The organism is Amycolatopsis sp. WGS_07 (genome assembly GCF_045278895.1).
Taxonomy (GTDB): Bacteria; Actinomycetota; Actinomycetes; order Mycobacteriales; family Pseudonocardiaceae; genus Amycolatopsis.
The window spans coordinates 5868448-5893719 of record NZ_CP136053.1; the positions used below are offsets into that span (position 1 = coordinate 5868448).

27 protein-coding genes are annotated in these 25272 nt (G+C 70.0%); 19 read left to right on the forward strand and 8 right to left on the reverse strand.

Annotated features, from left to right (window positions below; genetic code table 11):
- Nucleotides 1-207 precede the first annotated feature (207 nt).
- Both RPX00_RS27760 and RPX00_RS27765 read right to left on the reverse strand, forming a co-directional pair.
- A complete protein-coding gene (locus RPX00_RS27760; protein ID WP_406629715.1) occupies nt 208-813 on the reverse strand; it encodes an acetoacetate decarboxylase family protein in 606 nt (201 codons plus the stop codon).
- Nucleotides 810-1643: an enoyl-CoA hydratase-related protein gene (locus RPX00_RS27765; protein ID WP_406629717.1), complete on the reverse strand. Its 834-nt coding sequence runs from the start codon at nt 1641-1643 to the stop codon at nt 810-812. The genes RPX00_RS27760 and RPX00_RS27765 overlap by 4 nt, the downstream gene beginning before the upstream one ends.
- A 156-nt stretch (nt 1644-1799) precedes the next feature.
- Between RPX00_RS27765 and RPX00_RS27770 the strand changes: the two genes are divergently transcribed.
- The 10 genes from RPX00_RS27770 (at nt 1800) to RPX00_RS27815 (ending at nt 11730) form a co-directional block, all read left to right on the forward strand.
- The gene (locus tag RPX00_RS27770) at nt 1800-2165 is read left to right on the forward strand and encodes a VOC family protein (RefSeq protein ID WP_406629719.1); all 366 of its coding nucleotides are present in this window, start codon (nt 1800-1802) and stop codon (nt 2163-2165) included.
- A 134-nt stretch (nt 2166-2299) separates the two neighbouring features.
- Nucleotides 2300-3091 carry a TIGR03084 family metal-binding protein gene (locus RPX00_RS27775; RefSeq protein ID WP_406629721.1) on the forward strand — a complete coding sequence of 264 codons (792 nt, stop codon included), beginning with the start codon at nt 2300-2302 and terminating at the stop codon, nt 3089-3091.
- Complete coding sequence (locus RPX00_RS27780) at nt 3088-4782, forward strand: acyclic terpene utilization AtuA family protein (protein ID WP_406629723.1); 1695 nt, start codon at nt 3088-3090, stop codon at nt 4780-4782. The genes RPX00_RS27775 and RPX00_RS27780 overlap by 4 nt, the downstream gene beginning before the upstream one ends.
- On the forward strand, nt 4737-5930 hold the full coding sequence (locus RPX00_RS27785; protein ID WP_406629725.1) for an acyl-CoA dehydrogenase family protein: 1194 nt from the start codon (nt 4737-4739) through the stop codon (nt 5928-5930). The genes RPX00_RS27780 and RPX00_RS27785 overlap by 46 nt, the downstream gene beginning before the upstream one ends.
- A complete protein-coding gene (locus RPX00_RS27790) occupies nt 5927-7528 on the forward strand; it encodes an acyl-CoA carboxylase subunit beta (RefSeq protein WP_406629727.1) in 1602 nt (533 codons plus the stop codon). Before RPX00_RS27785 ends, RPX00_RS27790 begins: the two co-directional genes overlap by 4 nt.
- A 5-nt stretch (nt 7529-7533) precedes the next feature.
- Entirely contained in the window at nt 7534-9486 is a 1953-nt protein-coding gene (locus RPX00_RS27795; RefSeq protein ID WP_406629729.1) for an acetyl/propionyl/methylcrotonyl-CoA carboxylase subunit alpha, read from the forward strand.
- A complete protein-coding gene (locus tag RPX00_RS27800; RefSeq protein ID WP_406629731.1) occupies nt 9483-10553 on the forward strand; it encodes an acyl-CoA dehydrogenase family protein in 1071 nt (356 codons plus the stop codon). The genes RPX00_RS27795 and RPX00_RS27800 overlap by 4 nt, the downstream gene beginning before the upstream one ends.
- Nucleotides 10469-10648: an acyl-CoA dehydrogenase family protein gene (locus RPX00_RS27805; RefSeq protein WP_406629733.1), complete on the forward strand. Its 180-nt coding sequence runs from the start codon at nt 10469-10471 to the stop codon at nt 10646-10648. The genes RPX00_RS27800 and RPX00_RS27805 overlap by 85 nt, the downstream gene beginning before the upstream one ends.
- A 103-nt stretch (nt 10649-10751) precedes the next feature.
- Nucleotides 10752-11357 carry a TetR/AcrR family transcriptional regulator gene (locus tag RPX00_RS27810; protein ID WP_406629735.1) on the forward strand — a complete coding sequence of 202 codons (606 nt, stop codon included), beginning with the start codon at nt 10752-10754 and terminating at the stop codon, nt 11355-11357.
- A 103-nt stretch (nt 11358-11460) separates the two neighbouring features.
- Nucleotides 11461-11730, forward strand: a complete 270-nt coding sequence (locus RPX00_RS27815) for a hypothetical protein (RefSeq protein ID WP_406629737.1) — start codon at nt 11461-11463, stop codon at nt 11728-11730.
- Nucleotides 11731-11919: 189 nt separating this feature from the next.
- Here RPX00_RS27815 and RPX00_RS27820 read toward each other — a convergent pair whose 3' ends face one another.
- Nucleotides 11920-12891, reverse strand: a complete 972-nt coding sequence (locus RPX00_RS27820; RefSeq protein WP_406629738.1) for a chitinase — start codon at nt 12889-12891, stop codon at nt 11920-11922.
- A 593-nt stretch (nt 12892-13484) separates the two neighbouring features.
- Between RPX00_RS27820 and RPX00_RS27825 the strand changes: the two genes are divergently transcribed.
- A complete protein-coding gene (locus RPX00_RS27825; RefSeq protein ID WP_406629740.1) occupies nt 13485-14138 on the forward strand; it encodes an NIPSNAP family protein in 654 nt (217 codons plus the stop codon).
- Nucleotide 14139: 1 nt separating this feature from the next.
- Here the strand turns inward: RPX00_RS27825 and RPX00_RS27830 are convergent, their stop codons facing one another.
- Nucleotides 14140-14583, reverse strand: coding sequence for a nucleoside deaminase (locus RPX00_RS27830; RefSeq protein WP_406629742.1), 444 nt, complete (start codon nt 14581-14583; stop codon nt 14140-14142).
- 89 nt (nt 14584-14672) lie between these two features.
- On the opposite strand from RPX00_RS27830, the gene RPX00_RS27835 reads away from it, so the two are divergent.
- On the forward strand, nt 14673-15665 hold the full coding sequence (locus tag RPX00_RS27835; protein ID WP_406629744.1) for a helix-turn-helix transcriptional regulator: 993 nt from the start codon (nt 14673-14675) through the stop codon (nt 15663-15665).
- Here RPX00_RS27835 and RPX00_RS27840 read toward each other — a convergent pair.
- Both RPX00_RS27840 and RPX00_RS27845 read right to left on the reverse strand, forming a co-directional pair.
- Nucleotides 15624-15797, reverse strand: a complete 174-nt coding sequence (locus RPX00_RS27840; RefSeq protein WP_406629746.1) for a hypothetical protein — start codon at nt 15795-15797, stop codon at nt 15624-15626. The genes RPX00_RS27835 and RPX00_RS27840 overlap by 42 nt on opposite strands.
- 263 nt (nt 15798-16060) lie before the next feature.
- A complete protein-coding gene (locus tag RPX00_RS27845; protein ID WP_406629747.1) occupies nt 16061-16414 on the reverse strand; it encodes a TetR/AcrR family transcriptional regulator in 354 nt (117 codons plus the stop codon).
- Between the two features lie 88 nt (nt 16415-16502).
- Here RPX00_RS27845 and RPX00_RS27850 point away from each other — a divergent pair, with 88 nt between their 5' ends.
- Entirely contained in the window at nt 16503-17408 is a 906-nt protein-coding gene (locus RPX00_RS27850; RefSeq protein ID WP_406629749.1) for an NADP-dependent oxidoreductase, read from the forward strand.
- Here the strand turns inward: RPX00_RS27850 and RPX00_RS27855 are convergent.
- Nucleotides 17405-18010 (reverse strand): TetR/AcrR family transcriptional regulator, encoded by a 606-nt coding sequence (locus tag RPX00_RS27855; protein WP_406629751.1) that lies wholly within the window; start codon nt 18008-18010, stop codon nt 17405-17407. The genes RPX00_RS27850 and RPX00_RS27855 overlap by 4 nt on opposite strands.
- A gap of 192 nt (nt 18011-18202) precedes the next feature.
- On the opposite strand from RPX00_RS27855, the gene RPX00_RS27860 reads away from it, so the two are divergent.
- Nucleotides 18203-19102: a universal stress protein gene (locus RPX00_RS27860; protein ID WP_406629753.1), complete on the forward strand. Its 900-nt coding sequence runs from the start codon at nt 18203-18205 to the stop codon at nt 19100-19102.
- Between the two features lie 10 nt (nt 19103-19112).
- On the opposite strand, the gene RPX00_RS27865 is transcribed toward RPX00_RS27860, so the two are convergent.
- Nucleotides 19113-20159 carry a helix-turn-helix domain-containing protein gene (locus RPX00_RS27865; protein WP_406629755.1) on the reverse strand — a complete coding sequence of 349 codons (1047 nt, stop codon included), beginning with the start codon at nt 20157-20159 and terminating at the stop codon, nt 19113-19115.
- Between the two features lie 206 nt (nt 20160-20365).
- Between RPX00_RS27865 and RPX00_RS27870 the strand changes: the two genes are divergently transcribed.
- The 5 genes from RPX00_RS27870 to RPX00_RS27890 all read left to right on the forward strand — a co-directional run bounded on the left by RPX00_RS27870 (nt 20366) and on the right by RPX00_RS27890 (nt 25268).
- Complete coding sequence (locus RPX00_RS27870) at nt 20366-20809, forward strand: cupin domain-containing protein (protein ID WP_406629757.1); 444 nt, start codon at nt 20366-20368, stop codon at nt 20807-20809.
- 66 nt (nt 20810-20875) lie between these two features.
- A complete protein-coding gene (locus tag RPX00_RS27875; RefSeq protein WP_406629759.1) occupies nt 20876-22438 on the forward strand; it encodes an FAD-dependent monooxygenase in 1563 nt (520 codons plus the stop codon).
- A gap of 20 nt (nt 22439-22458) precedes the next feature.
- On the forward strand, nt 22459-22869 hold the full coding sequence (locus RPX00_RS27880) for a RidA family protein (RefSeq protein WP_406629761.1): 411 nt from the start codon (nt 22459-22461) through the stop codon (nt 22867-22869).
- Nucleotides 22870-22874: 5 nt separating this feature from the next.
- Nucleotides 22875-24206 (forward strand): MFS transporter, encoded by a 1332-nt coding sequence (locus RPX00_RS27885; RefSeq protein WP_406629763.1) that lies wholly within the window; start codon nt 22875-22877, stop codon nt 24204-24206.
- A 27-nt stretch (nt 24207-24233) separates the two neighbouring features.
- The gene (locus tag RPX00_RS27890) at nt 24234-25268 is read left to right on the forward strand and encodes an NAD(P)-dependent alcohol dehydrogenase (RefSeq protein ID WP_406629764.1); all 1035 of its coding nucleotides are present in this window, start codon (nt 24234-24236) and stop codon (nt 25266-25268) included.
- Nucleotides 25269-25272: the final 4 nt, after the last annotated feature.

The following is a 25272-nucleotide window of genomic DNA, read 5'->3' on the forward strand; positions in this document are numbered from 1 at the left end:
CAACAGTTCCTCGAAATGGGCGCGTTCGAGCGGCACACAGCCGGTCAAGGCCGTGCGCTGCGGTTTCGTCGAAACAGCCCGGCCGCCCTCCTCAAGCGGTCTCCCCGTCGCTGGGGGCTGCCGGTTCCCAGAGACTACATGTTGGGGTGAGGGCTCGCACGCGCCCCAAGGTATGGCGTGTCAGTCTCACCCTGGCGGGTTATCCGATCACCGAGGGCAAGATCCGAAACGGAGCTTCGTGGCACCCAGTGCGGCACTGGCCACGGGCCGTTTCCGGGCCAGGAAGCCCAGCGGCCCCGCCGGGTTGACCGACCAGTCCGCGGCCGCCGCGCGCGGCTTCGCGCGCCACTCGACTGGGGTACGCAGCGGGCTGCCGTTTCGGGCTTGAGCGATCTCGAAGCGTACCGGGAGTGCGATCGGGAGCCCGGCGCGCGGGGTGAAGGCGGCGGTGGCGATCCAGTCGTCGGAGGTCGCTGCGGTGAAGGTGCGCCCGCCGGTGAAGGTGAAGGACGCGAGTTCCTTCGGGATGCCCCACAGCTCGCGCCCGCCCGCGCGCGAGACCTCGCTGTCGACCCAGATGTCGGTGATCGACGCGGCGAGCCCGCGGCCGCGCACGGCGACGCAGGAGAGGAGTTCGTGGTAGCTCAGCTGGCCGGGCGGCTGGTAGTCGATCCAGGCGGTGAAGACGGCGGCCTGGTTGCCGAGGAGCAGAGGCTTCGCTGGCAGCGGGGGCAGTTCGTCGACGGGGACTCGCCACATCGAGAGGTACGCGTCGGCGGCGAGGTGCCACGGTTCGGGCGGGTACTCGGTCATTCGCCGACCCACGGCAGGTACGGCGGGAGGTCGCGGTCTACCCGCAAGGGGAACTCGGGCGGCCGTTTCTGGAAGAACGACGCGATGCCTTCGAAGGCGTCGGGGTTCGAGCCGAGCTGGGAGATGAGCTTCGAGTCGACCTCGTGGACGTCGAACGGCGACGGGGCCGAAGCCATCCGGTAGAGCAGCTGTCGCGTGACTGCTACTGCGACCGGGGCTGTGGTCTTGGCGATCTCGTGTGCCCTGGCTCGTGCTTGCGCGAGGACTTCTTCGGGGTCGTGGATCTGGTGGACGAGCCCGGTTTGCAGCGCTTCGTCGGGGCCGAAGAGCCGTCCGCTGACCATCCAGTCGACTGCCGCGCCCATGCCGACCAGGCGGGGGAGGAACCAGGCGGACGCGCCTTCGGGGTAGATGCCGCGGCGGGTGAAGACGAAGCCGAACTTGGAGTCGGTGGAGGCGAAGCGGTAGTCGCAGGAGAGGGTGATGGTGATTCCGGCGCCTACGGATGCTCCGCGCAGGGCGGCGAGGACCGGTTTGTTCATGGTGAAGATCCGCTTCGAGACGCGGCCCGCTGGTTCTTGCCAGCCGTCTGGCGGGTCGTCGCCGGAGCCGAAGCCGCCGGAGGAGAGGTCGGCTCCTACGGAGAAGTCTTTGCTGGTGGTGCCTAGTACGACTGCGCGGATGTCCTCGTCTCGGTCGGCGTGGTCTAGGGCGTGGGCGAGTTCGTCGGCCATCCGGATCGTGTAGCCGTTGCGGGCTTCGGGGCGGTCCAGGAGGACGGTCGCGACTTTGCCGGCGACGTCGTAGGTGATCTCCGCGTAGGAGTCCATCAGGTGACGGTAGGGGGCTTGTTTTCGTGGTGTCAATAGAGCTTGGCGTCTGGGGCTCTGCTCCCGCGAAGGTCCGTGAAGGACTCCTTGAGGGAATCTGATTCCTTCAAGGAGTCCTTCACGGGCCTTGGTGCCGCGGGCGGGCATGCTGGGGCGATGCTGACGGTGGGCACGGTGGTGCTGGGAGTCGAGGACATGGAGCGGGCGGTCGCGTTCTGGAGCGCGGCGCTGGGGTACGTGCGGCGGGACGACGCGACGGACTTCGTCGTGCTGGTGCCCGAAGGCGGCGTCGGGACGCGGGTGGCGTTTCAGCGGAGTTCGGCACCGGTGCAGGAGGTGCCGCGGGTGCATCTGGATCTGTACGCGGGGGATTCGGCAGACCAGGCGGCGGAGGTCGAGCGCCTGGTGGGGCTGGGGGCTGAGCGGGTGGACTGGCCGCATTACCCGGCGGATCCGGACTTCGTGGTGCTGGCCGATCCGGAAGGCAACCGGTTCTGCGTCATCGACACCGCGCACGGCTGACCTACTGTCCGTGAAGGAGTCCTTCACGGAACGTCAGCGGGGATAAAAACAATCATGCGCGCTTGATTTTTCTGTCGCCAGGGGTCACGCTGGTCGCGCACGAGGTGGTGCGGCGGACGCAGGGAGGCGCAGGAATGGCTGATCTCGCGGGGATCCTCCGGGATCTCGCGGCCGAATCGCAGGCGGTCGACGACCTGGTCGCCGGCTTGCCCGCCGACGGGTGGGCGCGGCCGACGCCGGCGCCGGGGTGGAGCATCGCGCATCAGGTCGCGCATCTCGCGTGGACCGACGCCAAATCGCTGATCTCCGCGAGCCGGCCGGAGGACTGGCAGTCCGAGGTCGAAAAGCTGCTGAGCATCGGCGAGAACTACGTCGACCAGGGGGCCGAAGAAGGGGCCCAGCTGCCGCCGGACGAGCTGTTGGCGCAGTGGCGTGCCGGGCGGGCCGCGCTGGCCGAGGCGCTTGCTGCGGTTCCCGAAGGGCAGAAGCTGCCTTGGTATGGCCCGCCGATGAGTGCGGCGTCGATGGCGACCGCGCGGATGATGGAGACCTGGGCGCACGGCCAGGACATCGCTGACGCGCTCGGCGTTGCGCGCGAGCCCACCGAAAGGCTGTGGCACATCGCGCGGTTCGGCACGCGTACTCGCGATTTCGCGTACAAGCTCCATTCGCTGGCTCCGCCTGCTGAGGAGTTTCGGGTCGAGCTGACCGCGCCGGACGGCAGTACGTGGGCGTTCGGGCCGGAGGACGCGGAGCAGCGGCTCACCGGAAGTGCGCTCGACTTCTGCCTGGTCGCGACGCAGCGGCGGCATCCGGCGGACACCGATCTCGTCGCGACGGGCGCGGATGTCGAGGAATGGCTGGGCATCGCGCAGGCGTTCGCCGGGCCGCCCGGGGCGGGGCGCGAGCCGGGGCAGTTCGCGTGAGCGGGGCGTTGCGCGTCGGGAACGCGTCCGGATTTTACGGCGACCGGTTCTCCGCCGTGCGGGAAATGCTGACCGGCGGCCCGCTCGACGTCCTGACCGGCGATTATCTCGCCGAGCTGACCATGCTCATCCTCGGCCGCGACCGGATGAAGGACCCGGCCCGCGGCTACGCCAAGACGTTCCTCCGGCAGATGGAGGAGAACCTCGGGCTGGCGAAGGACAAGGGCGTGCGGATCGTCGCGAACGCGGGCGGGCTCAACCCGGCCGGGCTCGCCGACGCGCTGCGCGAGCTGGCCGCGAAGCTCGGTATCGAGGTCCGCGTCGCGCACGTCGAGGGCGACGACCTGATCTCCCGCGCGGACGAGTTCGGCTTCGAGAAACCGTTGACTGCCAACGCTTATCTCGGCGCGTGGGGGATCGCGGAATGCCTCAAGGCCGGGGCGGACGTGGTGGTGACCGGGCGGGTCACGGACGCGTCGGTGATCGTCGGGCCGGCGGCGGCGCACTTCGGCTGGGCTCGCGACGACTACGACGCGCTGGCCGGGGCGGTCGCGGCGGGGCACGTCATCGAGTGCGGCGCGCAGGCGACGGGCGGCAATTACGCGTTCTTCCGCGAACAGCCGATCGGGGTGCCGGGATTTCCGATCGCGGAGATCCACGCGGACGGATCCAGTGTGATCACGAAGCATCCGGGTACCGGTGGTGTGGTCAACGCCGGTACGGTCACGGCGCAGCTGCTGTACGAGATCACTGGCGCGCGGTATGCGAATCCTGATGTGACAGCCCGGTTTGACGCATTGTCCTTGTCCGACGACGGACCGGACCGGGTGCGGATCAGCGGGGTTCGCGGGGAAGCGCCGCCGCCGACGTTGAAGGTGTGCCTCAACCGGCTCGGCGGGTTCCGGAACGAGACGACGTTCGTCCTTACTGGACTGGACATCGAAGAGAAAGCCGCGTTGGTAAAGGAACAGCTGGAAGGTGCGCTGGCGAAGCGTCCTCCCGCTGAGGTCCGGTGGACCCTTGCCCGCACTGATCACGCGGATGCGGACACCGAGGAACGCGCGAGCGCGCTGCTGCACGTCGCGGTGAAGGACGACGATCCGAAGATTGCCGGACGAGCGTTCAGTGGAGCGGCGATCGAGCTTGCGCTCGCGAGCTATCCGGGATTCCACGTCACCGCACCGCCTTCGGACGCGTCGCCGTTCGGGGTTTACTCGGCGGCCTATGTGGACGCTGCCGCGGTTCCGCATGTCGCGGTGCTGCCGGATGGGTCCAAGGTGGACATCGCGCCCGCGGACGAGACGCTTGAGCTGTCCGAAGTGGACGAACCGGCGTTGCCGGAACCGTTGCAGGCGGACAAGGCGCGGCGGGTCCCGCTCGGGCTCGTCGCCGGGGCGCGCAGCGGCGACAAGGGCGGCAACGCGAACCTCGGTGTGTGGGTGCGGTCTGAAGAGGCGTGGCGCTGGCTCGTGCACCGGCTGACGGTCGGGGAATTCCGCCGTCTGCTGCCGGAAACCGAAGGGCTGCCGGTCACCCGGCATCTGCTGCCGAACCTGTGGGCGATGAACTTCGTGGTCGAGGGGATCCTCGGCGACGGCGTCGCCTCGCAGGCCAGGTTCGATCCCCAGGCGAAGGCGCTCGGCGAATGGTTGCGGGCGCGCGAACTCGACGTCCCGGAGGCGCTGCTGTGACCGTGGATCCGTTCCGCACGCCGGAACGCACCGAATTGCGCGCGACGGTGCGCCGGTTCGTGGAGAAGGATGTGCTGCCGCACCTGGACGACTGGGAGCGGGCCGGGGAGCTGCCGCGCGAGCTGCATCGCAAGGCGGGACAGCTGGGTCTGCTCGGGGTCGCGTTCCCCGAGTCCGCGGGCGGCGGCGACGGCAATTACCTCGACGCGCTCGTGGTCGCCGAGGAAATGCACTACGCGGGCGGGTCCGGCGGGCTCTTCGCGTCGCTGTTCACCTGCGGGATCTCGGTGCCGCACATCGTCGAGGCCGGCGACCCGGTGCAGATCGAACGCTGGGTGCGGCCGACTCTCGAAGGCGAGAAGATCGGTTCGCTGGCGGTCACCGAGCCGGACGGCGGATCGGATGTTGCCGGGATTCGCACCACCGCGGTGCGCGAGGGCGACGAGTATGTGGTCAACGGAGCCAAAACGTTCATCACCTCCGGGTGCCGCGCGGACTTTGTGACCACTGTGGTCCGAACCGGCGAGGCGGGTGCGCATGGGCTTTCGCTGATCGTGGTGGAGCGCGGGACGCCGGGGTTTACCGTGTCGCGCAAGCTGGAGAAGATGGGCTGGGCGGCTTCGGATACCGCCGAACTGTCTTATGTGGACGTTCGCGTTCCGGCGGAGAACTTGGTCGGCGCGGAGAACAGCGGGTTCGCTCAGGTGGCCACGCAGTTCGTCACCGAGCGGCTTTCGCTGGCGGTGCAAGCGTATGCGCACGCGCAGCGAGCACTGGACTTGACGCTGGAGTGGTGCCGGATGCGCGAGACGTTCGGGCGTCCGCTGATCTCGCGCCAGCTCGTGCAGCACAAGCTCACCGAGATGGCTTGCAAGGTCGACGTCGCCCGGACGTATGCCCGGCAGGTCGCGATCCGGCACGTGTCGGGCGAGGAAGTGATCGCCGAGGCGTGCTTCGCGAAGAACACCGCGGTGCAGACCGCCGAATGGGTCGTGAACGAGGCGGTGCAGCTGCACGGCGGGCTCGGCTACATGCGCGAGTCCGAAGTGGAGCGGCATTACCGCGACGTCCGCATTCTCGGCATCGGCGGCGGCACTACCGAAATCCTGACCGGACTGGCCGCGAAGCGATTGGGATACACCGCATGACTACTATCAGGTCCACCGTGGACACTCGCGCCGACGAGTTCGCCGCGAACCGCGAGGCGATGCTGGAGAAGCTCGCGGAGATCGACGCCGAACACGCCAAAGCGGTCGCCGGCGGCGGGGAGAAGTACGTCGAACGCCACCGCAAGCGCGGCAAACTGCTGGCGCGCGAACGGATCGAACTGCTGCTGGACGCGGATTCGCCGTTCCTGGAACTGTCGCCGCTGGCCGCGTGGGGCTCGGACTACCGGGTCGGCGCGAGCGTGATCACCGGGATCGGCGTGGTGGAAGGCGTCGAATGCCTGATCTCGGCCAGCGATCCGACGGTCAAGGGCGGCGCGAGCAACCCGTGGACGACGAAGAAATCGTTCCGGGCGGCGGACATCGCGGCGCAGAACCGGCTGCCGGTGATCAACCTGGTGGAATCCGGCGGCGCGGATCTGCCGACGCAGAAGGAAATCTTCATTCCCGGCGGCCGGATCTTCCGTGATCTGACGCGGTCTTCGGCGGCGAAGGTGCCGACTGTCGCGCTGGTGTTCGGCAACTCGACCGCGGGCGGCGCGTACCTGCCGGGGATGTCCGACTACGTCGTGATGGTGAAGGAACGCGCGAAGGTGTTCCTCGGCGGTCCGCCGCTGGTCAAGATGGCGACCGGCGAGGAATCCGACGACGAATCGCTCGGCGGCGCGGAAATGCACGCGCGCACGTCCGGGCTGGCCGACTACCTCGCGGTCGACGAGGAGGACGCGATCCGCCTCGGCCGCAGCATCATCAAGCGGCTCAACTGGACCAAACAGGGCCCGGCGGCGAAGCCGGACTACGCCGAGCCGCTGTTCGACGCCGAGGATCTGCTCGGCATCGTGCCGACGGATCTGAAGATCCCGTTCGACCCGCGCGAGGTGATCGCGCGCGTCGTGGACGGTTCGGACTTCGACGAGTTCAAACCGCTGTACGGGCCGAGCCTGGTCACCGGATGGGCCAGCATTCACGGTTATCCGGTGGGAATCCTGGCCAACGCACAGGGCGTGCTGTTCGGCGAGGAATCGCAGAAGGCCGCGCAATTCATCCAGCTGGCTAACCAGATCGACACACCGCTGGTGTTCCTGCACAACACGACCGGCTACATGGTCGGCAAGGAATACGAGCAGAGCGGGATCATCAAGCACGGCGCGCTGATGATCAACGCGGTGTCGAACTCGAAGGTGCCGCATCTGTCCGTCCTCATGGGAGCGTCCTACGGGGCCGGGCACTACGGGATGTGCGGCCGGGCTTACGATCCGCGGTTCCTGTTCGCCTGGCCGAGCGCGAAGTCCGCGGTGATGGGGCCGGCGCAGCTGGCCGGGGTGCTGTCCATTGTCGCCCGTGCCGCGACGGCGAGCCGGGGCCAGGAGTACAGCGAGGAAAACGACGCCGCGATGCGCACCATGGTGGAGAACCAGATCGAGGCGGAATCGATGCCGATGTTCCTCTCCGGCATGCTTTACGACGACGGCATCATCGACCCGCGCGACACCCGCACGGTGCTCGGGCTGAGCCTGTCGGCGATCCACAACGGACCAGTGAAGGGCGCCGAGGGTGGCTTCGGCGTCTTCCGGATGTGAGGGCCATGATCCAGAATCTGCTGGTCGCCAACCGGGGCGAAATCGCCCGCCGGGTGTTCCGCAGCTGCCGGGACGCCGGAATCGGCACGGTCGCGGTGTTCTCCGACGCGGACGCCGCCGCGCCGCACGCGCGGGAGGCCGACGTCGCCGTCCGGCTGCCGGGCAACGCGCCGGGCGAGACGTATCTGCGCGGTGAACTGATCGTCAAAGCCGCGGCGGACGCCGGGGCCGACGCGATCCATCCCGGGTACGGTTTCCTGTCCGAGAACGCCGGTTTCGCCCGCGCGGTGCTCGACGCCGGGCTGATCTGGGTCGGCCCGCCGCCGGCGGCGATCGAGACCATGGGCTCCAAAGTGGAGTCGAAGCGGCTGATGGCCGCCGCCGGGGTTCCGGTACTGTCCGAATTGGACCCGTCGTCGGTGACCGAGGCCGATCTTCCCTTGCTGGTCAAGGCTTCCGCTGGCGGCGGCGGGCGCGGCATGCGCGTGGTCCGCTCGCTGGACGAGCTGGCTGAGGCCGTGGAGAGCGCCCGTGCCGAGGCGGGATCGGCGTTCGGCGACCCGACGGTGTTCTGCGAGCGGTACCTCGAGACCGGGCGGCACATCGAGGTCCAGGTGCTCGCCGACGCGCACGGCACGGTCTGGGCGGTGGGGGAGCGGGAGTGCTCCATCCAGCGCCGGCACCAGAAGGTGGTCGAAGAAGCGCCATCGCCCTTTGTGGACGAAGCCATGCGCGCCGAACTGTTCGACGCGGCACGCAAGGCCGCGCAGGCGATCGACTACGTGGGCGCGGGAACGGTCGAATTCCTGGCCGGTCCGGACGGCCGGTTCTACTTCCTGGAGATGAACACGCGGCTGCAGGTCGAGCATCCGGTGACGGAGAACGTCACCGGGCTGGACCTGGTGTCGTTGCAGCTTTCGGTGGCCGAGGGGGCTCGGTTGCCCGCCGAACCGCCTGCTGCGCAAGGGCATTCGATCGAGGTCCGGCTGTACGCGGAAGATCCGTCGGCGGGCTGGCAGCCGCAGAGCGGAACGCTGCACACCTTCGAAGTGTCCGGAGTGGACCGCGAATTCACCCACGGTGCCGGGCTGCGCCTGGACTCCGGGGTGGAATCCGGTTCGGTGATCGGGGTCCACTACGACCCGATGCTGGCGAAGGTCATCACCTGGGCTCCCACGCGGGCGGAAGCCGCGCGTCGGCTCGCCGGTGCGTTGGCCGGAGCGAAGATCCACGGCGTGGTGACCAACCGCGACCTGCTGGTCCGGATTCTGCGGCACGAGGCTTTCCTCGCCGGGGAAACGGATACCGCGTTCTTCGACCGGCACGGGCTGGACACCTTGGCCGCGCCATTGGCCACAGTGGACACCGAACGCTGGTCGGCACTGGCCGCCGCCTTGGCCGACGCAGCCGAGAACCGGGCGTCCGCCACCACCCTGGCACGACTGCCGAGCGGCTGGCGCAACGTCCGTTCCGCCGGGCAGCGCAAGGTGTTTGCCAAGGGCGACAACCGTTACGAGGTCGTCTACTCGCTGACCCGGGACGGTTTGCGCGCCGAGGGCTACGACGACGTCGCCCTGGTTTCCGCCACTCCGGACGAGGTGGTCCTGGACATCTCCGGAGTGCGCCGGACCTTCGCGGTCGCACGCCACGGTTCTGTGTCCTATGTGGACTCGCCGCTGGGTGCGGTGACGTTGACGGCGGAACCGCGCTTCGCTGATCCCGATTCGGCGCTGGCCGCGGGGTCGCTGGTCGCGCCGATGCCGGGCACAGTCGTGCGGCTCGCGGTGTCCGCAGGGGACAGTGTGCGGGCGGGCGATCCGTTGCTGTGGCTGGAAGCGATGAAGATGGAACACCGGATTTCGGCCCCGGCGGACGGCGTGGTCGCCGAACTGCCGGTCGAGGTCGGGCAACAGGTCGAGGTAGGCGCGGTGCTGGCTGTGGTGGGAGAGACCGAATGAACGCGATGAACTTCGTCGAGCCCGAGGAACGGGTGGCGCTGCGCAAGGCCGCGGCCGATCTGGCGGGCAAGTACGGGCACGACTATTACGCGAAGAAAGCCCGTGCGGGCGAGAAAACCGACGAACTGTGGAACGAGGCCGGACGGCTCGGCTACCTGGGCGTGAACCTGCCGGAGGAGTACGGCGGCGGGGGCGCGGGGATCGCGGATCTCGCCGCGGTGCTGGAGGAATTCGCGGCCGCGGGCTCGCCGCTGCTGCTGATGGTGGTGTCGCCGGCGATCGTCGGGACGGTGCTGTCGCGCTTCGGCACGGCGGACCAGAAAAAGCAGTGGCTGCCGGGACTGGCGGACGGCAGCAAGAAGATCGTCTTCGCGATCACCGAACCGGACGCCGGGTCGAACTCGCACCGCATCACGACGACCGCCCGCCGCGACGGCGGCGACTGGATTCTGTCCGGCCGCAAGGTGTTCATCTCGGGTGTCGACGAGGCGGACGCGGTGCTCGTCGTCGGCCGCACCGAGGACGCGAAGACCGGGCGCCTGAAGCCGGCGCTGTTCGTGGTGCCGACGGACACGCCCGGGTTCGAGTTCACGAAGATCGACATGGACATCGTCGCGCCGGAGAACCAGTTCTCGCTGTTCCTGGACGACGTGCGGCTGCCCGCGGAAGCACTGGTGGGCGAGGAGGACGCGGCGATCGCGCAGCTGTTCGCGGGCCTGAACCCGGAGCGGATCATGGGCGCGTCGTTCTCGCTGGGCACCGCGCGGTACGCGCTGGACAAGGCGGTCGGCTACGCGAACGAACGGCAGGTGTGGGGCGCGCCGATCGGGTCGCACCAGGGGCTCGCGCATCCGCTGGCGCAGGTGAAAATCGAGCTTGAGCTGGCGAAACTGATGACCCAGAAAGCGGCCTCGCTGTACGACGCGGGCGACGACTTCGCCTCGGGGAGTCCGCGAACATGGCGAAGTACGCGGCGGCGGAGGTGGCGATCCGCGCGGTCGACCAGGCGGTGCAGACCCACGGCGGGAACGGCCTGGCGACCGAATACGGTTTGGGGAGCCTGGTGACCGCCGTGCGGCTGGGCCGGATCGCGCCGGTGAGCCGGGAGATGGTGCTGAATTTCGTGGGGCAGCACAGCCTTGGGCTGCCGAAGTCGTACTGAGCAATGGTGAAGTCATGAGGAGCGTCGGCGATCGGGCGCCCGGCCGCGAAGTGCGGCCGGGCACCCCGCCCGTGCGCGGCCTGACTGGGCCAGGTGATGCCTGATGCTCCGCGAACCGCAGCAGGAACGGAGCCGCACCACGCGGCGGCGGTTGATCGAGGCCGCGATGGACTGCATAGGGGAGCGCGGGTGGCACGGGGTGACCGTCGCGGTCATCGCCGAGCGGGCCGGGGTCTCGCGGGGCGCCGCGCAGCACCACTTCCCGACCCGGGAATCGCTGGTCGCGGCGGCCGTCGAGTTGCTCGGCGAGGCTCAGCTGGACGAGCTGCGCACGCGCGCGGCCGAGACACCGGACGGCGCGTCGCGAGTCGAGTGGGCCGTCGAGATGCTGCTGACTCTCTACACCGGCCCGATGTTCCGCGCCGCGTTGCAGCTGTGGGCCGTCGCGTCGACCGACGAGCAGTTGCGCGGAGTGCTCGTGCCGCTGGAGGCGCGGGTCGGCCGGGAGGCGCACCGGGTCGCGGTCGAACTGCTCGGCGTCGACGAAAGTCAGCCGGGCGTTCGCGAACTGGTCCAGGCCACGCTCGACCTCGGCCGCGGTCTCGGCCTCGCCAACCTGCTCACCGACGACACCCGCCGCCGCGAGCAGATCGTGCGCGAGTGGGCGCGGACGCTCGAATCTCGCCTGGCGGGAACCGAACAGGTCTAGGCATCGTCACATTCCCGACCCGCTACAGTGTGGCTGTTAACACATTCGGCCCAGTGGGCGATAACGTTGAGTAAGTAGCTCAGCGAGGAAGAAGGCGATTCCGGTGTCCGGTTCAGAGGGGATGACCGTCGAGCTGACCCATCGCGCGATGGCGATGCTCAAGGCAGTCGCGCAGCAGCGTGCGGAGATGTCCACCAGCTGCGAGCCCGACCTGTTCGTCGACGGTTTCGCTTGCTGCGACCAGATGACCGCGCACGCGCTCGCCAAGGGCGGCTACGTCCGCCCCGGGGCCGGAGTGGCTGCCGCCGGCCGGGTGCCCGCCGAGCTGACCGAGGCTGGCGCGGCCGCGCTGTCGGTCACCGCCGCTGCCTGATCTTTTCACCCGTTCGGCCGTACTCTCGCACTGTGTGTGACGGAGGAACGGGGACCTTCCGGGCGGGAAGGTCCCCGTTCTCCTGCCTCGCCGACCCGGTCAGCCGGGACTGATCCGGAGTGGTTCAGTCCATCTGGCGGGCGCGGCCGGGCCTCCGGTCCGCGGTGGTCCCTGCGCCACCCGGCCCGGTCAGCCGTTGTATCCGGCCACGACCTTCGTGAATGCGTAGTTCTCCTGGTCGATCCCGCTGCAGCCGCCGCAGTCGCGGTTCGTCGCCCAGAACGTGACGCGGCCGAGGTGGTGTTCGGCGGCCCAGTCGCGGATCGCGGTGAAGTCCGCGACCGACACGACCTCCCCGGCCCGGTCGGTCTTGCCGTTCATCGACGACAGCCCGGCGCGGTGGTAGGCGGTGGCGTCGTCCCAGCCGAACGTCGACTTCAGCTCGCCGACGAGGCCGTCCACCGCGGACTTCGTCATCGCGACCATGTCGCCGCCGTCGGAGAAGTCGAACGGCATCAGCGACCACACGTCGACGTCCGCGCCCAGCGCCTTCGCCTGGCTGACCAGCCGCTTGCCCCAGTCGTTCGGGCCCTGCGGCGTGGTGCCCATGGTGATCACGACGCGCAGGTTCGGGTTCTTCTCCTTGGTGATCTTGACCGCGTTCAGGATCCGGTCCTGCACGGCCTCGTTCTCGAACTCGTCGGTGTTCTCGATGTCGAGGTCGATCGCCTTGAGGTCGTAGGCGTCGATCACCTTCTGGTACGCGCCGGCCAGCTCCTCCGGCGATCCGCAGTTCGGGCCCAGCTTGTTGCCCTGCCAGCCGCCGAAGGACGGGATCACGTCGCCGCCCGCCGCGCGGATCTTCTGGATCATCGCGGCGTCGGTGCCGTCCAGCGGGCGGTTGCCGTCCCAGGCCGGGGCGCAGCCGCCGCCGGACAGCATGAAGGCGAGGGTGAACGCGCTGACGCCGGTCGCGTCCATCGCGGCGGCGGGATCGCTCTGGCCGCCCCACTGGTACAGGTACGGCGCGGCGAGAACGGGGTCCCCGGCGGCCGAGGCGGGACCGGCGGCGGTGGTCAGCGCGGCCCCGGCGGCGAGGGCCAGCACGCCGAGCCGTCCGGCGAGTTTCCGGCGGGAAGTGGTGCGGCGCAAGGATTTCACGGTGTCCTCCAACGGGGAAACGCGCGCCCGGCGGCACGCGTCATCGGAGCACCTGGCGAAGCCGGACGTGGCGGCGGCGCCCCGCAGGCACTCGGGGGAGTGTGTGCGCAGTCACAATGGACTAGACCATTGAGAAGTGTCAAGACTCGGGCTGGGGTGGGAAAAACACCCACCGGGGGTGCCGAGGTCGCCGGGTGTTTCCGGGATGCCGGTGATCGGAACATGGGGAATATCGGGAAGCCGGGCGTGGCCTGGCGGGCAATCGGTGCGCGGGCGGAGCGGTCTGGCGGGGAGGCGCGGTAGCCGGGTGTGGTCTGGCGGGCGATTGGTGCGTGGGTGAGGCGGTCTGGCGGGGAGGTGGGGAAGCCGCGCGTGGCCTGGCGGGTAGTCCGCGCGCGGGCGAAGCGGTCTGGCGGGAAGTCGGGTGTGGTCTGGCGGGCGATCGGTGCGTGGGTGAGGCGGTCTGGCGGGGAGATGGGGAAGCCAGTCGTGGCCGAGCGGGCAATCCGTGTGCGGGCGAAGCTGCCCGGCGGGCGCTGTCGGAACGGTGTGTCACGATGGGGGAGCAGTCACGAAGCACGGAGCGGAGCGTCATGACCGAACCGGTCGAGATCAGTGGTGCCGATGTCTCCGCGGAGCAGCAGGCCGTCCGCTATGAGCTGGCGATTCTGTCCTTTCAGCTGCTCGACGGGCCGAAAGTCGCGGAAGGCGTGTTGCCCTGGGTCGAGGGGCACGGGCAGCTGCTCGGCTGCTGGCAGGCCGAGAACGGTCCGCTCGGCAGGCTGGTCGTGTTGCGCGGGTTCGAGAACCAGCGGGAGCTGGACGAGGAACGGCTGCGGGCGCGGCTCAGCCGCAAGCCGTTCGGCGGTGACCGCCTGACCGGTCTGTCGCTGCAGAGTTTCGCGCCGTTTCCGTTCGTCCCGCCGGTGCGGCCCGGGAAGCACGGTTCGGTGTACGAGATCCGCGATTACCGCCTCCGGCCCGGCGGGCTGCCCGCCACGATCGACGGCTGGCGCGAGGCTTTGCCCGCCCGGCATCTGATCGATCCGCTGACCGTGGTGATGTACGCGCTCGACGGTCCGGACCGGATCATCCAGATCTGGCCGTTCGCGAGCCTGGACGAACGGCTCGCGATCCGCCGCGATCTTTACGCGCGCGGGATGTGGCCGCCGCCGGGTGCGCCGGAGGAGATCGTCGAGGCCGACTCGATCATCGCGCTGCCGACGGAGTTTTCACCGCTGGCCTGAGTCACGTCGGCTCGCCGATGTCCTCGAACCACAGCGCCGGTTCGCGCGCGATGAAATCCGTCATCAGCGCGACGCACGCCGGGTCGTCCAGGAGGTCGACGCGGACGCCGTGTTCGGCCAGCCAGCCGTGGCCGCCGGTGAAGGTGCGGGATTCGCCGATCACCACGTGCGGGATGCCGAACTGGCGGACCAGTCCGCTGCAATACCAGCACGGCGACAGCGTGGTGACCATGATCGTGTCGCGGTAGTGCGGGCGGCGGCCGGCGTTGCGGAAGGCGGCGGTTTCGGCGTGCAGGGACGGGTCGCCGTCCTGGACGCGGCGGTTGTGGCCGCGGCCGAGCAGCTTTCCGTCGCGGTCGAACAGGGCCGCGCCGATCGGCACGCCGCCCTCGGCTTTTCCGGCTTCCGCCTCTTCGCGGGCGACAGCGAGCAGGTCGTCGAGCATGCGTCACTCTCGCCGGTCTCGGCGGACTACGGCAAGTCCTGGGTGATCGAGGACCGAAGCTGTCCGCGGAGCGTGGCAGAGTGAGCCGCATGTACGGAACCTCCGAACGCCTCCTGCGCCTGCTCTCCCTGCTGCAGGCGCGGCGCGACTGGCCTGGTCCGGACCTCGCGGGCCGGCTCGGGGTGGACGTCCGGACGATCCGCCGCGACGTCGAACGGCTGCGGCAGCTCGGGTATCCGGTGCACGCGACTCCCGGGGTCGCGGGCGGGTACCGGCTCGGTTCGGGTGCCGCGCTGCCGCCGCTGTTGCTGGACGACGACGAGGCCGTCGCGGTGGCGGTCGGCCTGCGCACGGCGGCGAACGGCACCGTGTCCGGCATCGAGGAGACGTCCGTGCGGGCGCTGGCGAAGCTCGAACAGGTGCTGCCCGCACGGCTGCGGCACCGGGTACGGGCGATGGATTCGGCGCTGGTCCGGATGCCCGGCCGCGGCCCGACGATCGACGCGGAACTGCTCACCGTGGTCGCCGCGGCTTGCCGGGACAACGAGCGGCTGCGGTTCACGTACGGCACGCAGGCGGGCGACGTGGCCGAGCGCGACGTGGAGCCGCTGCGGCTCGTGCACACCGGCTGGCGCTGGTATCTCGTGGCGTGGGACCTCGTCCGCGACGACTGGCGCACCTTCCGGCTGGATCGGATCAACGGTGTTCCGACGACCAGTTTCCGTTTCACGCCAAGGGAACCACCGGCCGAGGACCTTGCCGCGTATGTGTCGAGCCGGATCGCGACCGCTCCGTATCCGCACGTCGTGACGCTGCGGGTGGCGGCACCGGCGGAGGTGCTGGCCGCGCGGGTTTCGCCGACGACAGCGGTGGTCGAGCCGATTGACGACCACACCTGCCGGCTGCGCACTGGCGCGAAAACGTTCGACTACATTCCGTTTTACCTTGCGCAATGGGAATTCGACTTCGTGGTGGAGGATGCTCCGGCGGAATTGCTGGAGCGCCTCGGGCAGATCGCGGAACGGTTCGCGCGGGCGGTTTCAGGCGGTGGCGACGGCGAGCAGATCCGCGGCGGCGGCTGACAATGCGGCGGGGAAGCCGGATTCGTCGCGGTGGTCCTCGGCCGTCCAGCGTTCGGTGGCGAGTCGGAGCACGGAGAGGCCGAGATCGGTGGCCAGGCGTGCGGTTTCGGGGTCGATGCCGCGGTCCCGCAATGCCTTGGTGAGCGCCTCGGGCAGATCGCGGAACGGTTCGCGCGGGCGGCTTCAGGCGGTGGCGACGGCGAGCAGATCCGCGGCGGCGGCTGACAATGCCGCGGGGAAGCCGGATTCGTCGCGGTGGTCCTCGGCCATCCAGCGTTCGGTGGCGAGTCGGAGCACGGAGAGGCCGAGGTCTGTGGCCAGGCGTGCGGTTTCGGGGTCGACGCCGCGCTCCCGCAATGCCTGGGTGAGCGCTTCCGAAATCGTGACGAGCTTGATCAGTTCGCGTTCGCGCAGCGGGGATTGGCCGCGATCACCGCCGCTCGGCGCAGCAGGAATTCGCGCGGACGGAATACGCGCGGCGCGGTGGCGAAAGCGGCCAGCAACGTCGGCAGCGCGGCGGTTTCGGGCGGGACGGTGTCGATGGCGGCGACGAATTCGGCTTCCAATTCCTGGCTGCCGCCGAACAGCACTTCCCGTTTGTCGGCGAACCACCGGTAGAACGACCGCTCGGTGAGATTCGCCCGCCGCGCGATCTGCGCGACCGTGGTGCGGTCGTAACCCTGCTCCTCGAACAGAGCCAGTGCGGCTTGTTCCAGTCGGTTGCGGGTGTTGCCCTCCCAGCGCGCCATGCGCCCACTATAGCGACAGCAGATGCTGTCATCACTCTGGTAGCGTCGGTGACGACAGCTTCTGTCATCACTGGCGAGGAGACTTCTGATGCGCACCCTTCGTTTTGCCGAGAACGGCCCCGCGGCCGAGGTCCTGCGAGTCGAGGACGTGGTCGCGCCGGACCCGGGACCAGGGCAGATCCGCGTCGCGGTCCAGGCGTGCGGGCTGAATCCGGCGGACTGGGCGTTGTGCGAGGGCCTGTTCCCCGGCGACCTGCCGCGCGGGGTCGGGCTGGAGGTGTCCGGCACGGTCGACGCGCTCGGCGACGGCGTGACGGACGTCGAGGTCGGCGACCCGGTGTTCGGCCCAGCACCCTTCACCGGCCCGGCCGCTGGGGCGTCCGAGTTGGCACTGCTCGACACTTGGTTCCCCAGGCCGGAGGGGCTCGACGCGGTCCACGCTGCCGCGCTGCCGATGGCGACGGGCATGGCTTACGCGGCGCTCGACGCACTTGGCGACGGTCGCACCCTTCTCGTGCACGGCGCGGGCACCACAACCGGGTTCGCGGCGGCCCAGATCGCGCTCCTTCGTGGGGCGCGCGTGCTCGTCACCGCAGGTGAGACGCACGCCGAGGCGCTCCGCTCGCTTGGCGCGGAAGTCACCAGCTACCAGGACGGAATCGCCGAGCGCGTGACGGCGCTGGCCGGGGGACCGGTCGACCTCGTGCTGGACGCCGCGCCATTCAGCGGGGCGGTGGCCGAACTCGTCCGCACGGTCAAGGAGCCCGAACACGTGCTGACGCTCGACCTCGCTTCGGACGTGCCGGGGGTGCGGACGATCGTCAGTTCAAACGCCCAGCCGCGCTACGACGTCCTCGGCGAGTTCGCGTTGCTCGCCGCGCAGGGGCGGTTTTCCGTTCCGGTGTCCCGGATTTTCCCGCTGGACGACTGGCGGACGGCGCTCGAACTGAGCCAGTCGCGGCAGGCCAGGGGCAAACTGGTGCTGGCGCTCTAGCTCGCTCCGAGCATGCGGAGGACCAGTTCGCCGTACTCCTTGCCCAGTTCGGTGGGCGTCTGCCGGGTGCGTTCGCTGTACCAGCGCGCGACGTCCACCCCGAGCGACAGCACGGCCCTGGCGGCGATCCCGACGTCGCTGACCGTGAACACGCCGGACTCGACCCCTTCGGCGATCACCTCGCGCACGCGCTGCTCGATCTGCCGCCGAAGCTGCGCGACGACCTGATATTCCTTCTCCGGCAACGCGTTCAGCTCGTATTGGACGACGCGTGCGACGGTGTGCCGTCGTGCGTGCCAGGCGACGAAGTCCTCGACGAGCAGCCGCATCCGTTCGGCGGGGCCGGTGACGCGGCCGATGACATCCTCGACGAGGGAAAGTGTCTGCTCGTGGCCGTTGCGGCTGATCGCGAAGAGCAGCGCGGCTTTCGAGGGGAAGTGGACGTACAGCGCGGCCGGGCTCATTCCGGCGGCTCCGGCGATGTCGCGCGTGGTGGTGGCGTGGTAGCCGCGTTCGGCGAACGACTCCACTCCGGCGAGCATCAGCCGGCGCGCGGTCTCGGGCTGCACGTCGGGCCACAGGTCGGCCGAAAGCGTGGTCATCCGGCGATCCTCCTCTAGTCCCGCGCCGGCCGGTAAGCCCGCCCGTCGTCTGACTAGTGTAAGCGCCCGCTTTGTGGAGGAAGCCGGTGACGCGTCCCGCGTACCCCGTCGGGGTGCGACGACGAGCTGGAACGGCTTTCGGCCGGTAGCTTTCCTGGCACGACCTGTCCGTACCAGGAAAGCAGGGATCCGATGACGGGGTCAGCAGTGGTGGTCGGTGTCGACGGTTCCGCGGCCGCTCTGACAGCGGTGCGCTGGGCGGCGCGGGTCGCGCGGGAGCGTCGTCGGGGTCTTCGCCTGGTCCATGCGTTGCCTGAGCTGCCAGCGTCCTTTCCCGCGGCCGAGCTGTCGTTCGAGCAGATGCAGGAAGCGGCCGGCGCGCGTGGCGCGCGCGTGCTGGACGAGGCGGGCGATGCGGCTGCTCAGGCTGCGCCCGGCGCCGAAGTGGCGACCGTGGTGCGGGCCGAAGGGCCGGCGGAGGCGTTGCTGGCCGAGGCGGACGGCGCGAGCATGATCGTGCTGGGCAGTCCGGGGCGCAGCACGGCGGGCCGGGTCTTGCTCGGGTCGGTGTCGGTCGCGCTGGCCGCGCACGCGCCGTGTCCGGTCGCGGTGATCCGGCCGCACGTCGGTGAGGACGAGGCTCCGGCCGAGGGGCCGGTCGTGCTGGGCGTCGATGCCACTCCCAAGGGCGAAGCGGCGATCGCGGCCGCGTTCGAAGAGGCGACCTGGCGGAACGCGCGCTTGGTGGCGGTGCACAGCTGGAACGAAACGTTCCTGGCCGAGATCTTCGAAGAAGGCCGGCGCGGAATGGACCGCGAGGCAGTCGAGGAACACGAGCGCGAGCTGCTCGCCCAGCGGCTGGCCGGCTGGCAGGAGAAGTACCCGGACGTCCTCGTCGAGCGGGTCGTGCGGGCGGGGCGTCCGGCCGAGGTGCTGCTCGACCTCGCCGACCGGGCGCAGCTGCTGGTCGTCGGCAGCAGGGGCCGGGGCGGGTTCAGCGGCCTGGCGCTGGGGTCCACGAGCCAGGCGCTGATCTCGTACGCGCTGTGCCCGGTGCTGGTCGCCCGCGGCGGGACTCGCCCGGCGGAGTAGCGGACCGGGCTCACTTCAAGCGATAGCGGCGGAGTCGCTGGTACAGCGTGCCCCGCGAGATGCCGAGCCGGGCCGCCGCTTCGGATTTGTTGCCGCCGCACTCGGCGAGCGTGTCGGTGATGACCCGTACTTCGGCCTGTTCCAGCGGGCCGAGGCGTCCGGCGACGCCGGGCTCGAACAGTTCTCCGCCCAGCGGTGTCCCGCGCGTGAGCACGAGGACGACGCCGTCTTCGAGCCGTCCGGGGACGACCGGGTACAGGCGTGCGCGCAGGCCGTCGGCGAGCGCGATCTCGTTCGCCGACGGGCCGGCCTCCGTCACCGCGGCCCACAGGCCCGGCCGGTCCAGGCCCAGTTCGGCGGCGTCGTCCTCGACGATCATCGTCTGGCGGTCGAGGGTGACGACCGGCCCGGCCGCCGCCGACCGCATCGACAGGTGCGCGTCGAGCATGCGCCGTTGCCGGACGGTCGCGGCCTCGTGCAACGCGGCGGTGACGCCGTCGACCAGCGCCCGGACCGCGACCAGCAGCAGATGGTTGGCGTCCTCGGCGGGGCAGGCGACGTTCACCATGCCCGCGACGCGCCGGGTGATCGGGTGGACCACCGGCGCGGCGACGCAGGCCCACGGGTGCCACGGCTGCTTGTAGTGCTCGGCGCCGATCACCACGGAGGGGTGACGCGTGGTCGTGGCGACCCCGATGCCGTTGGTGCCCGCGCTCCGCTCGCCGATCTGGGAGCCGGGCTCGAACTCGATCCGGTCCAGTTCGCTCGTGAGCGTCCGCTCGGATTCCCAGCGCCAGGTGAGGATGCCGTCGGGATCGGCGAGGGCGAGCGAGGTGGAGCTGCCCGCCAGCAGATCGGCCATGCCGAGCAGCACCGGCGCGGCGACGCGGACGAACGGGGACCGCGGGTCGATCTCGCTGTGCGCCAGGTCCAGCCGGTCCGGGTCGACCCCGCTGCTGCGGGAGCGCCGCCACGACGCGACGATCTCCCGGCGGATCGAGGCCGGTGCTCCGGACTGGAACCGTTCCCAAGCCCGCTGCGTCTCCGTCGACCGCATCACGCCTCCTCGCCACCGGCGTCGCGCTGAGCCATGGACGACGCCGTCGGCCGATTATGCCCGGCAGAGCGGGGAAACTCGCCGTCCGCTGTGCAAATTTTGCACACCTGCCTCGACCAGGGCGGCGTTCGCGGCGCACCGTTTCCCCAGCTTCACCGGCGGACCCGCTGATCGTCCGCCGCCGATCCGAGGAGGAAATGCGGCACATGGAATTCACGGTCGAATGGGACGGCGACGTCACCCTCGTGCACCCGGAGCGCGAGCAGCGAGCCAAGCAGGACGTCAACGCGCTCTTCGGGGTGAACGGGGTGACCACGCCCTCGAAGCACCTGTCGCTCCTGGTGACTTCGCTGCGGCCCGGCGAAAAGTCGAACGTCCACTACCACGTCGAGCACGAGTCGGCGCTGTACGGGATCCGCGGCAGCGTGCATTTCTTCTGGGGCAAGGAACTCGAGCACGACCTGGTCGTGGGCGTCGGCGATTTCCTGTACATCCCGCCGTTCTGCCCCCACGTGTCCTACAACCGCAGTCTCGTCGAGGACGCCGCGTTCGTCACCGCCCGCACCGACGCGTTCGAGCAGGAGCGCGTCGTGACGTTGCCCGAACTCGAGGACGACCGGTGCAAGCCCCGCGTGTCCTACGTCGACTGAGTCCCCCGGAAAGGAGATCCCGATGATCGACGTACCTGTTCTCGTGGCGGGGGAGGGCCGGTCGGCATGAGCCTCGCGCTGCTGCTGGACCGGTTCGGGGTGGAAAGCCTGCTCGTCGAGCGGCGGCCGGCCACGACCACGCACCCGAAAGCCAGGGGCTGTCACCCGCGGACGATGGAACTGTTCCGGCAGTGGGGGATCGAGGACCGGGTGCGTCGGGCGGGCCTCCCGCCGGAGGCGGACGTGGCCTGCTGGTGCGAGAGCCTGAACGGCCCTTTGGTGGCCTACACCGACCCGTGCCCGAGCCTGCACACCCCCGCGCCGAGGTCGATCGTGCCCCAGGACGCGGTGGAGGAGGCGCTGGACGACGCGCTGTCCGCCCGGCCGCGGGCACAGGTGCGGCGGTCCGCCGAACTGGTGTCGCTCGTCCAGGACGCCGACGGCGTGACGGCGCGGGTGCGGCGGGTGCCCGGCGGCGAGGAGTTCGACGTCCGGGCGCAATACGTCGTCGGGTGCGACGGCGCGAACAGCCGGGTGCGCGAAGCCGTCGGGATCCCGATGGACGGCCCGGAAACCCTGGCGCTGATGGCGAACCACTACTACCGCGCCGACCTCGGGCACTTGCCGCACGTGCGCAGCGCGATCGGGTTCCTGGTCCGGCCGCGCGACCGGAGCCGTCCCGACGTGAACGTCCTGGCCACCGGCCCGGACGGCGACCGGTGGCTCGCGGTGCAGAAGCTGCGGGAAGGCGAGGAGCCGCTTTCCGAGGAGCGCCTGGTCGAAGAAGTGCGCGAGCAGTGGGAGATGCCCGATCTGAAGGTCGAGCGCATCAACGTCATGAACTGGCGGATGAGCGCCCAGGTCGCGCAGCGGTTCCGCGCGGGAAGGGTGTTCCTCGCCGGGGACGCCGCCCACCGGTTCCCGACCGCGGGCGGCAACGGGCTGAACTCCGGCGTCCAGGACGTGCACAACCTCGCCTGGAAACTCGCGACCGTGCTGTCCGGACGGGCTGGGGACGTCCTGCTCGACACCTACGAGGACGAGCGCCGCCCGGTCGCGCAGTCCAACACCGACTTCGCCGTGCGCAACCAGACGCGGCTGGACGAGATGGACGAGGCCTTCCGGCGTCGCGAGGAAGACCCGCAGCGCTGGCGCGACCTGCTGATCGAGATGAACAAGCAACTGCACAGCGACGGCCACACGCTGGGATACGTCTACGCCCGCGGCGCTGTCGTCGACGACGGCTCGCCGATCCCGCCGTACGACTCGCAGCACTATTGGCCGACCGACCGGCCCGGCGCGAGGTTCCCGCACTTCTGGCTCGACGTCGAGAAGACGGAGTCGAGCATCGACTGGTTCGACACGACGTTCGTGCTGGTCTGCGGACCGGACGCGGAGGAATGGGACCGGGCGGGCCAGGACCTGGCGGCGTCGGCCGTCGTTCCGTTGCGGGTCAAGCGGTTGCCGCATCTGCTCGGGCCGCTGTCGATGGGCCGGGAGGGCGCGGTGCTCGTCCGCCCGGACGGCCACGTCGCCTGGCGGGCCCGCCAGGCCGGGGACGGGGCCGAACTGTCCGCCGCGCTCGGCCGGATTCTCGCCGGCGGTTCCCGCGCGCCCGCCGCCGTCTGATCGACCTCGAAGGAAAAGCCATGACCATTGCGCCGAGCTATGAGAACCCGCCCGGAGTCGGGGCGCCGTTCAGCGCGTACTCCCACGTTTCCCGTGCGGGCGAGCTGATCTTCGTCGCCGGCCAGTGCGGAATCGTCGAGGACAATTCCGTGGCGGGGCCGGATGTGCGGACGCAGACGCTGCGCGCTTACGAGAACGTGCGCACGATTCTCGAATCGCAGGGGGCCACCCTCCGCGATGTCGTGCGGTTCGTGAGCTATCTGACCTCGCGTGCCCATGTCGCCGACTTCTACGCGGCCCGCGAGGAGTACTTCGCGCGGCACTATCCGCGGCGGCAGTACCCGCCGAACACGCTGCTGATCGTCCAGGGACTGGTGCGCGAAGACCTTCTGGTCGAGATCGACGCGACCGCCTGCCGGCTGGAGAGGTGAGCCGCATGTCCGTGCGGGATTCCATCGACCGGTCCGGGATGAGCCGGTTCCAGATCAGAGTCGTCGCGATCTGTCTCGTGATCAATCTCGTCGACGGGTTCGACGTCCTCGTGATGTCTTTCGCCGCTCCCGGCGTGGCGCAGGAGTGGGCACTCACCGATTCCCGGGTGGGAGTGCTGCTCAGCAGCGGCCTGGTGGGGATGGCGCTCGGCTCGGCGGTGCTCGCCCCGCTGGCCGACCGCATCGGCCGGAGACCGCTCACGCTGGTCTGCCTGGCCTTGTGCACCGCCGGCATGGCGCTGGCCGCGCTCAGCACCGGTTTCGCGGTGCTCGCGGGATGCCGTCTCCTCACCGGGCTCGGCATCGGCGGCATGGTGGCCAGCCTGCCCGTGGTCATCTCGGAATACACGCCGCGGCGGCTGCGCGGGACGATGATTGCGTTGTACGGGATGGGGCTGCCCCTCGGCGGGGTGCTCGGCGGCGCGGTCGCCAAGCTCGTGGTCGCCGAATACGGCTGGCGCGCAACGTTTTTCGCGGGCGCCGTGCTCACGCTGGCCATGGTGTTCGCGGTCGCCGCCGCGATGCCGGAATCGCTGGACTACCTGATCAGCCGCCGGCCCCGAAGCGCGCTGAGCAAGGTCAACCGGCTGCTGGCCAGGATGCGGCTGCCCGCCGTCGACACCCTGCCCGGGCCCGAGCCCGGCGAAGACCGGATGCGCGTGACGACGTTGCTGACCAGGGACAAGGCGCGCACCGTCCTGCTGTGGATCTCCTACTTCGTGATGATGGCGGGCTTCTACTTCGCCGCGAGCTGGACACCGCTCCTGTTGCAGCAAAGCGGTTTCTCGGCACAGGAGGGCATGAACGCCGGGCTCCTGCTCAACCTCGGCGGGATCGCGGGCACCCTGCTGTTCGGCTTGCTCGCCCTCAAGGCGCGGCTGCGGGTGCTGACCGTCGGGTGCTTCCTCGCGGCGGGAATGGCGTACCTGGCGATGAGCCTGTTCCTCGGTTCGGCCGCCGCCGCGTTGACCGCCGCGGTCGCGGTCGGGATGTTCATCAACGCCGCCGGCAACGGGCTCAACGCCGTCGCGCCCGGTCTCTACGCCGCGCCGGTCCGAGCCACCGGGGTCGGCTGGGCGATGGCCTTCGGCCGGGTCGGGGCCTTGACCGCGCCGATGCTCGCCGGGCTGCTGCTCGACCATTCCTGGTCGCCCCGCTCGCTTTTCGGGCTTCTCGTCGTGCCCCTGGCGGCGGCCGCCGTCGCCGTTTTCGTGATCACCGCGCCCAGGAGGGCGCGGACGGCCGCGAAGGCCGACACCCCCGCCGCACTGACCTGATCCGTCCGTTCTCCGAGGAGGAAAAGCATGAAGGCCGTGCGTTTGCACGACTACCACAAGTCCCCTGTGGTCGAAGAAGTTCCCGAGCCGGTCCTGACCGGGCCGCTGGACGTGATCGTGCGGATCGGCGGCGCCGGCGTGTGCCGGACCGACCTGCACATCATCGAGGGACAGTGGGCGGACGCGATGGGCCCGCGGCTGCCCTACACGCTGGGGCACGAGAACGCGGGCTGGGTGCACGAGGTCGGTGCCGGGGTCGCCGGCCTCGAGGTCGGCGACGCGGTGATCCTGCACCCGCAGCCCTCCTGCGGGCTCTGCCCGGCCTGCCGGGAGGGCCGGGACATGGCGTGCGCGGCGGCCGCGTTCCCCGGGGTGTCCGACCACGACGGCGGCATGGCCGAGTACCTGCGCACGACCGCGCGGGCGTGCGTCAAGCTCGGCCCGGCCACCGATCCCGCCGACGTCGCCGCGCTGGCGGACGCGGGCCTCACCGCTTATCACGCGGTGCGCAAAGCGGTTCCGCTGCTGCCGCCCGGCAGCACGGCCGTCGTGCAAGGTGCCGGGGGACTGGGCCACATCGGAATCCAGGTGCTCGCCGCGTTGACCGCCGCGAAGATCGTTGTGGTGGACCGGGATCGGGCCGCGCTCGCCCTCGCCGCGGACCTCGGTGCCGACGTCACCGTCCAGGCCGACGGCGACCAGGTGAGCGCGGTTCTGGACAGCACGGGCGGGCGTGGCGCCGAGGTCGTGTTCGACTTCGTCGCCGAGCAGGGCGCGGAGAACGACGCCTGGGAGATGACCGCGGCAGGCGGTTCCCTGTACCTCGTCGGGTACGGCGGCGAGCTGCGGATCCCCACCGTGGCCGCCGTCGCGGGCGAGAAGAACGTCGTCGGCAACATGGTCGGCACTTATCGCGACCTGGTCGAACTCATGGTGCTCGCGGAAAGCGGGAAGGTGACCCTGCATACCCGCCGCTACCCCCTCGACGCGGCCGCCGAGGCGTTCGACGATCTGGCGCTGAACCGGATCCGGGGGCGCGCGATCCTGGTGCCGGGTGCCTGACTGA

Excerpts from the sequence above, each read along its gene's own strand:
- RPX00_RS27790 (WP_406629727.1), top strand. The coding sequence starts at position 5,927 with ATGACTACTATCAGGTCCACCGTGGACACTCGCGCCGACGAGTTCGCC.
- RPX00_RS27845 (WP_406629747.1), bottom strand. The coding sequence starts at position 16,414 with ATGGCGCGCTGGGAGGGCAACACCCGCAACCGACTGGAACAAGCCGCA.
- RPX00_RS27855 (WP_406629751.1), bottom strand. The coding sequence starts at position 18,010 with ATGACCACGCTTTCGGCCGACCTGTGGCCCGACGTGCAGCCCGAGACC.
- RPX00_RS27765 (WP_406629717.1), bottom strand. The coding sequence starts at position 1,643 with ATGGACTCCTACGCGGAGATCACCTACGACGTCGCCGGCAAAGTCGCG.
- RPX00_RS27785 (WP_406629725.1), top strand. The coding sequence starts at position 4,737 with ATGGTTGCGGGCGCGCGAACTCGACGTCCCGGAGGCGCTGCTGTGACC.
- RPX00_RS27875 (WP_406629759.1), top strand. The coding sequence starts at position 20,876 with ATGAGCCTCGCGCTGCTGCTGGACCGGTTCGGGGTGGAAAGCCTGCTC.
- RPX00_RS27865 (WP_406629755.1), bottom strand. The coding sequence starts at position 20,159 with ATGCGGTCGACGGAGACGCAGCGGGCTTGGGAACGGTTCCAGTCCGGA.
- RPX00_RS27795 (WP_406629729.1), top strand. The coding sequence starts at position 7,534 with ATGATCCAGAATCTGCTGGTCGCCAACCGGGGCGAAATCGCCCGCCGG.
- RPX00_RS27860 (WP_406629753.1), top strand. The coding sequence starts at position 18,203 with ATGACGGGGTCAGCAGTGGTGGTCGGTGTCGACGGTTCCGCGGCCGCT.
- RPX00_RS27800 (WP_406629731.1), top strand. The coding sequence starts at position 9,483 with ATGAACGCGATGAACTTCGTCGAGCCCGAGGAACGGGTGGCGCTGCGC.
- RPX00_RS27890 (WP_406629764.1), top strand. The coding sequence starts at position 24,234 with ATGAAGGCCGTGCGTTTGCACGACTACCACAAGTCCCCTGTGGTCGAA.
- RPX00_RS27810 (WP_406629735.1), top strand. The coding sequence starts at position 10,752 with ATGCTCCGCGAACCGCAGCAGGAACGGAGCCGCACCACGCGGCGGCGG.
- RPX00_RS27850 (WP_406629749.1), top strand. The coding sequence starts at position 16,503 with ATGCGCACCCTTCGTTTTGCCGAGAACGGCCCCGCGGCCGAGGTCCTG.
- RPX00_RS27825 (WP_406629740.1), top strand. The coding sequence starts at position 13,485 with ATGACCGAACCGGTCGAGATCAGTGGTGCCGATGTCTCCGCGGAGCAG.
- RPX00_RS27770 (WP_406629719.1), top strand. The coding sequence starts at position 1,800 with ATGCTGACGGTGGGCACGGTGGTGCTGGGAGTCGAGGACATGGAGCGG.
- RPX00_RS27870 (WP_406629757.1), top strand. The coding sequence starts at position 20,366 with ATGGAATTCACGGTCGAATGGGACGGCGACGTCACCCTCGTGCACCCG.
- RPX00_RS27775 (WP_406629721.1), top strand. The coding sequence starts at position 2,300 with ATGGCTGATCTCGCGGGGATCCTCCGGGATCTCGCGGCCGAATCGCAG.
- RPX00_RS27830 (WP_406629742.1), bottom strand. The coding sequence starts at position 14,583 with ATGCTCGACGACCTGCTCGCTGTCGCCCGCGAAGAGGCGGAAGCCGGA.
- RPX00_RS27835 (WP_406629744.1), top strand. The coding sequence starts at position 14,673 with ATGTACGGAACCTCCGAACGCCTCCTGCGCCTGCTCTCCCTGCTGCAG.
- RPX00_RS27760 (WP_406629715.1), bottom strand. The coding sequence starts at position 813 with ATGACCGAGTACCCGCCCGAACCGTGGCACCTCGCCGCCGACGCGTAC.
- RPX00_RS27880 (WP_406629761.1), top strand. The coding sequence starts at position 22,459 with ATGACCATTGCGCCGAGCTATGAGAACCCGCCCGGAGTCGGGGCGCCG.
- RPX00_RS27885 (WP_406629763.1), top strand. The coding sequence starts at position 22,875 with ATGTCCGTGCGGGATTCCATCGACCGGTCCGGGATGAGCCGGTTCCAG.